Source organism: Nocardioides sp., assembly GCF_050699375.1.
Classification (GTDB): domain Bacteria; phylum Actinomycetota; class Actinomycetes; order Propionibacteriales; family Nocardioidaceae; genus Nocardioides.
The window spans coordinates 1-6,179 of sequence record NZ_JBOHDN010000022.1 but is presented as its reverse complement, the minus strand read 5'-3'; the positions used below and the strand labels follow the sequence as shown (position 1 = coordinate 6,179).

The following is a 6,179-nucleotide window of genomic DNA, read 5'->3' as shown; positions in this document are numbered from 1 at the left end:
GTGATGCCGAGCTTCTCGCCGAGCCACATCTGGACGACGCGGTAGGCAAGATGATCGTCCGCATCGCAGCCGAACCGAACCTCTTCGACGAGCAGCGGGCCGGCGACCGAGCCGTTCTTGTCGCCTTGGAGCAAGAACGCGTATCGGGTGCCCTGCTCGGGAGGTGGCTGGAAGCGGCCGTAGATGCTCTGTTCCGTGACGGTGTCCGGGACGGTTGTCGTAACGCCATACTTCTTGAGGACGGTGTAGACGGAGTGCGCCATCTGCTGAATCTTCTGGAGGTCCGCACCCGCCTGCTCGGGAAGGCAGACTCGTGGGCGAGCTCCTGTGCACGTGAGCGCGACGTCGCCTGTGTGCAGGCTGGGGTTATAGTCCCAGTCCTTCACGATCGAGTAGCTGGCGAAGGTCGACGCAATGATCACGGCCCCGCCGGTGGCGAGTGCGATGAGTCGCGGGAGTCTAGTCCAGAGCAGCGCCACCCCGACGGCAAGGCTTCCGGTCGGGAGAACGTGAGCCACCATCGACTCGATGGTGGCCGACTCGCCGAAGCCGGGGCCATCGAGATAGTAGCCGCTCATGTGGCGCAAGGCGTATGGATCCTTGGCAACCGTTACCGCGACTAGGTAGAAGACGCTGCAGGCCAAGACCGGGGTGGCAATGATCGGATTGACCCGGTGCCCGATCGTGAAGCCGATCAGTGCCCAGGCGATGGATAGCGCGAGGCCCAGGAGCAGCGGGGGAAGGCTGTCCAAGGTGGGCATCGTGGGGCGTTCGACGAAGGCTTCGGCCACGGGAAGAAGAAACATGAGCCAGACGATCGCCACCACAGGACCGAGGGATGTCGCGATGATCTCGAGCCTGTTCCGAAGGGGCGCCACGAGCCATACGCCGTCGGATCTGATGCGCGCACCCTGCCAGGCGGCAGTCGCAGCGGCGACGCCATAGGCGACCGGATAGATCGACGCGATCGGTGCCGCGACGAGCATGGGAGCGGTGGCGATCGGGTAATAGAGGACCTGCGGGTGGCCGCTGACCATGTAATAGAGCGCCGCGGCCGCCAAGGCGACGGGGAAGAGAGGCAGGGCAGCAGAGGAGCGGAGTAGCGCGCGAAACCGCATACGGCTCTTTCGTGTTCTGCAGGAGCACCGGCCGCGTGAAGTTGGGCCGCCGCCTCTGCGTTTCCGACGGATGGAGTGGTCAGTCAGCCATTGAGGCGTCGACGCCGACCCAGACGACATGGAGGAGTCCATTGCCGTCGCTGCCGGATTCTCCTACCCGCGGGGTCTTGAACTAGTAGGGGTACGTTCCCGCTTTCAGGTCAGTCCACTCGCCGATGCTTCGGGTGGTGTTGTCCTCCAGATCCGCGACCGGCCGACGTCGACTGACCAACCGGACAGAGACCTGGTCCAGTTCGCCATGGCGGCGGGGCTGAGATGGCAACAACAGCTTCGACGACAGCTACGGCGTAGAGGCCACGCTTGACGCCAACGGGGGGAACGTTCGCATTGAGACTCACTTCCATAGATGGGTGCGGGGTACCGCGTCCGGAAACCTATGGTTCGCGCTAGGTTCACGCAGATGTATCGCTGAGGTCGTGGGGAACGTGTGTGTGAATTGTGGACGTAGAGCCGCGGAGTCCTGGTCAACGTGCACGGATCGCGCACGTGCTCGATTTGTGCACCTTGGAAGCGTGTCGAGATGCACGGATCATGCATGTGCATGATCCGTGCACGGTGACAGCTACTGCTACTCGCGCTGGGTCACTTTTCAGTGGGGCAGGCCGCTGGCGCGCCAGGCGTTCGGGCCGGGGTGGATCGGCGTACGCAGCTGCGGGGTGGCCCAGAGGGAGCGCTGTTTCTTCTTCGGGGCCTCGGCTGAACCCATCGCGGAGAAGACGGCCACGATCGCGGCTACGTCTTCGGGGGTGGCGTTGTGGTCGATGACCTTGAGCAGGGGCTTCTGCTCTTCGGGGCTGGTCATTCCGTGACCACCTTTCGTTTCTCGGTTCCGCTTGCTTCTGGCTTCGCCGAGTCGGCGCAAGCCAGTCCTCGCTCGCTTCGCGCGCTCCGGTCCGTTTGCGCCGACTCGGCTTTATCCGCTCTTCGTCGACCCCTCGCTCGCTACGCTCGCTTCGGGGTCAACTCAGAGCGGGATGTTGCCGTGCTTCTTCGCGGGCAGTGTCTCGCGCTTGGTGCGCAGGAGACGCAGGGCGCGGGTGACTTCGGCGCGGGTCTCGTGGGGCGGGATGACCGCGTCGACGTAGCCACGCTCGGCGGCGATGTACGGGTTGGCGAGGGTGGTCTCGTACTCGTCGATGAGCTCGGCGCGCTTGGCCTCGACGTCGCCGCCGGCGGCTTCGACCTCGGCCAGGGTGCGGCGGTGGACGATGTTGGCCGCGCCCTGGGCACCCATGACGGCGATCTGTGCGGTGGGCCAGGCGAGGTTGATGTCGGCGCCGAGGTGCTTGGAGCCCATGACGTCGTAGGCGCCGCCGTAGGCCTTGCGGGTGATGATGGTGACGAGCGGGACGGTCGCCTCGGCGTACGCATAGATCAGCTTGGCGCCGCGGCGGATGATGCCGTTGTGCTCCTGGTCGGTGCCGGGCAGGAAGCCGGGCACGTCGACGAAGGTGATGACGGGGACGTTGAAGGCGTCGCAGGTGCGTACGAAGCGGGCGGCCTTCTCGGAGGCGTCGATGTCGAGGGTGCCGGCGAACTGCATCGGCTGGTTGGCCACGATGCCGACCGGTCGGCCCTCGACGCGGGCGTAGCCGATGAGGATGTTGGGCGCCCACAGCGGCTGGACCTCGAGGAACTCCTCGTCGTCGACGATGTGGGAGATGACCTCGTGCATGTCGTAGGGCTGGTTGCCGCCGTCGGGGATGAACGTGTCGAGCTCGCGGTCGAGGTCGCTGATCTCCAGGTCAGCCGCCTCCTCGACCGCCGGCGGCTCCTCCATGTTGTTGGAGGGCAGGTAGGAGAGCAGCGCCTTGACGTACTCGATCGCGTCCTCCTCGTCCGAGCCCATGTAGTGGGCGACACCCGACTTGGAGTTGTGGGCGAGCGCGCCGCCGAGCTCCTCCATGGTGATGTCTTCGCCGGTGACGGTCTTGATGACGTCGGGGCCGGTGATGAACATGCCGGAGGTCTTGTCGACCATGATCGTGAAGTCGGTGACGGCCGGGGAGTAGACGTGGCCGCCGGCGCAGTTGCCCATGATGAGGCTGATCTGCGGGATCACACCGGAGGCGTGGACGTTGCGCTTGAAGATCTCGCCGTAGAGGCCCAGGGAGACGACGCCCTCCTGGATGCGGGCGCCGGCGCCCTCGTTGATGCCGATCAGCGGGGAGCCGGTCTTGATCGCGAGGTCCATGATCTTGGTGATCTTCTCGCCGTAGACCTCACCCAGCGAGCCACCGAAGACGGTGAAGTCCTGGGAGAAGACGCAGACCTGGCGGCCGTCGATGGTGCCGTAGCCGGTCACCACGCCGTCGCCGAACGGGCGGTTCTTCTCCAGCCCGAACGCGGTGCTGCGGTGGCGGGCCAGCTCGTCGACCTCCTGGAAGGAGCCCTCGTCGAGCAGCATCGCGATGCGCTCGCGGGCGGTCTGGCGTCCCTTGGCGTGCTGCTTCTCGACCGCCTTCGCGGAACCGGCGTGGATGGCCTCGTCGAGACGACGGTCCAGCTCGGCCAGCTTCCCGGCGGTGGTGTGCAGGTCGATCTCTGGCTGAGGGGTGGCTTCGGCGCTCACGGTGCTCCTTTGGACTTCGGGCGGTGCGGGGGCCAATCTAATGGCTGTGCCACCTTCTGCGATGCGACGCCCATCACTTGACCGCTCCCGGCTCGATGGTCTACCGGGCGGATGGCGCGTCGAGATCCTCGACGAGACGCCCTCGACCAACGCCGTCCTGGCTGCTCGTGCCCGCACGGGCGAGGAGCCGGGCTTGGTGATCACCACCGAGCACCAGACCGCCGGCCGCGGCCGGTTGGACCGGGGCTGGACGACTCCGGCGCGTTCGGCGCTGACCGTCTCCGCGCTGCTGCGGCCCTCGCCCTCGATCTCGGTGGAGCGGTGGCCGTGGCTGCCGTTGATGACCGGCGTCGCGGTGGCCACGGCGTTGAGGGAGATGGGGTACGCCGCGGGGCTGAAGTGGCCCAACGACGTGCTGATCGAGGGGCGCAAGGTGTGCGGGATCCTGATCGAGCGGATCGAGAGCGGAGGCGCTGCAGCCGTGATCGGGTTCGGGCTCAACACCTCGCTCACGCGGGAGGAGCTGCCGATCGAGTCGGCTACGTCGCTTGAGCTCGAGAGCGGTGCGCCCGTCGACCGCACCGAGGTGCTCGCCGCCGTGCTGGGGGAGCTGTGGGCTGCGTACGAGATCTGGGGTGCTGATCCCACCGAGCTCGCCCGTCGCTATCGCGAGCTGTCGGTGACGGTCGGGGAGCAGGTGCGGGCGGAGCTCCCGGGCGGGGAAGCCTGGGAGGGCGTCGCCACCGCGATCGACGAGAGCGGCCGCCTGGTCATCGCCACCGGCGAAGGGGAGCGGGTGGTCGGCGCCGGGGACGTGATCCACGCCCGACTCCGTCCGCCTCGCAAGGGCGAGCTCTGACACGCGGGATGTCATGATCTGTTCGTGGCGAAATCGAAGCAGCCCGTCAACCTGACCTCGGCACAGGTGGCCGAGAAGGCCGGCGTGAGCCTTGAGCAGGCGAAACGCCTGTGGCGCGCGCTCGGGTTTCCCGAGATCGGCGACGATGAGGCCTTCTTCGACGAGGCGGACGTCAACGCGCTCGCCAAAGCCAACGAGATCGCCGGCAACGGACTGGTCAGCTTCGACCTGGTCGTCAACCTGACTCGCGGCATCGGACAGTCGATGGCGCGCCTCTCCGACTATGAGGTCTCTGCGCTCCTGCACCACGTCGAGACCCAGAACGAGGACGACCGTACGCCCGCCGAGCTGCTGAAGGCGACCGTCTCGGTCTCGGAGCAGTTCGAGGGCGCCTTCGAGGAGATGATGATCTTCGCCTGGCGCCGGCACATGCGCGCCGCGCTCGCTCGTGCCGAGGCATCGGTCACCGGGCCCGAGGAGCAGCTGGGCACTGTCTGGCAGACGGTCGGGTTCGCCGACATCGTCTCGTTCACCGCGCTGTCGAACACGTTGACCGAGGAGAAGATCGGTGACCTGGTCGAGCTCTTCGAGTCGCGGTGCGCTGACGTGGTGGCGACCTGGCACGGCCGGATCATCAAGTCGCTGGGCGACTCGGTGCTCTTCGTCAACGACGATCCGCTGCAGGCCTACGGTGCCGCGGAGGGGATCATCAACGTGATCGGGCGGGATCCGCGGATGCCGGACGTACGCGTCGGGCTGGCCTCCGGCAACCTCGTCTCACGACTGGGAGATGTCTTCGGGCCGCCCGTGAACATGGCGGCGCGGCTGACCGCGGTCGCGCGCCGCAACCGAATAATCGTCGACGAGGCCACTGCCGCGACGATGCCCGAGGACGAGTTCGAGACCAGGCGATTGGCTGCTCGGCCGGTGCGCGGGTTCGGGATCGTGGAGCCTGTCGCTGTTCGCCGTGTCTGAATCGTGACCTTCCAGGGTGCTGGTGACCTGGGGTTTCTCTGATTTGTTTACGTTTCGTTGTAGTTAACAGTCGATCTACGACGCGTGCCGGTGGCTTTACCTGACCATGCCTTGCGGGGCATGGTGGAGTGCGCCTGAGGGGGCGCGAGTTCGGCATGCCCAATCGGGCATCTGATGGCATGAAAATGTCACTGGCAATATCGTGCAATCCTTTGCCATAGGGTCTTTACCTCCCTAATGTCGGTCCCATGATCGAGGTACAGGAGATCAAGCTCGACCCGGAAACCCGGCGAGCATGGCGGAACGATGAGGAGCTGACGCTCTCTCGCAAGGAGTTCGACCTGGTTCATGCCCTGATCAAGAGGGCTGGCAACGTCGTCTCCCGCGACGAGTTGATGAGGGACGTGTGGAACGCGACCTTCTACACCTCGTCGAAGACCATCGACGTGCACCTGGGCTGGGTCCGTCGCAAGTTGGGCGACGACCCCCGCAAGCCCCATCTGATCACCACGCTGCGCGGCAAGGGACTGCGCTTCGAGAAGGTCTGATCCCGACCTGAGCCCGTCGGGGCCGGCTTTCGCGGATATCTGTGAGG

General features: G+C 66.0%; 6 protein-coding genes. 3 read left to right on the top strand and 3 right to left on the bottom strand.

What is annotated here, in order from left to right; translation table 11 throughout:
• The 3 genes from ACRDPS_RS00980 to ACRDPS_RS00970 form a co-directional block, all read right to left on the bottom strand.
• On the bottom strand, positions 1-1,118 hold a 1,118-nt coding region (locus ACRDPS_RS00980), incomplete at its 3' end, for a hypothetical protein (RefSeq protein ID WP_431499747.1).
• 649 nt (positions 1,119-1,767) lie between these two features.
• Entirely contained in the window at positions 1,768-1,980 is a 213-nt protein-coding gene (locus tag ACRDPS_RS00975) for an acyl-CoA carboxylase subunit epsilon (RefSeq protein WP_431499746.1), read from the bottom strand.
• A gap of 162 nt (positions 1,981-2,142) precedes the next feature.
• Positions 2,143-3,750 (bottom strand): acyl-CoA carboxylase subunit beta, encoded by a 1,608-nt coding sequence (locus ACRDPS_RS00970; RefSeq protein WP_431499745.1) that lies wholly within the window; start codon positions 3,748-3,750, stop codon positions 2,143-2,145.
• Positions 3,751-3,811: 61 nt separating this feature from the next.
• Here ACRDPS_RS00970 and ACRDPS_RS00965 point away from each other — a divergent pair, with 61 nt between their 5' ends.
• The 3 genes from ACRDPS_RS00965 to ACRDPS_RS00955 all read left to right on the top strand — a co-directional run bounded on the left by ACRDPS_RS00965 (position 3,812) and on the right by ACRDPS_RS00955 (position 6,132).
• The gene (locus ACRDPS_RS00965; RefSeq protein ID WP_431499744.1) at positions 3,812-4,609 is read left to right on the top strand and encodes a biotin--[acetyl-CoA-carboxylase] ligase; all 798 of its coding nucleotides are present in this window, start codon (positions 3,812-3,814) and stop codon (positions 4,607-4,609) included.
• Between the two features lie 24 nt (positions 4,610-4,633).
• The gene (locus ACRDPS_RS00960; protein ID WP_431499743.1) at positions 4,634-5,584 is read left to right on the top strand and encodes an adenylate/guanylate cyclase domain-containing protein; all 951 of its coding nucleotides are present in this window, start codon (positions 4,634-4,636) and stop codon (positions 5,582-5,584) included.
• A gap of 248 nt (positions 5,585-5,832) precedes the next feature.
• Positions 5,833-6,132, top strand: coding sequence for a winged helix-turn-helix domain-containing protein (locus tag ACRDPS_RS00955; protein WP_431499742.1), 300 nt, complete (start codon positions 5,833-5,835; stop codon positions 6,130-6,132).
• The last annotated feature ends 47 nt before the right edge of the window (positions 6,133-6,179 follow it).

Bases quoted from the DNA above. Each gene is read 5' to 3' on its own strand.
- ACRDPS_RS00965 (WP_431499744.1), top strand. From the start codon at position 3,812: ATGCGACGCCCATCACTTGACCGCTCCCGGCTCGATGGTCTACCGGGC.
- ACRDPS_RS00975 (WP_431499746.1), bottom strand. From the start codon at position 1,980: ATGACCAGCCCCGAAGAGCAGAAGCCCCTGCTCAAGGTCATCGACCAC.
- ACRDPS_RS00955 (WP_431499742.1), top strand. From the start codon at position 5,833: ATGATCGAGGTACAGGAGATCAAGCTCGACCCGGAAACCCGGCGAGCA.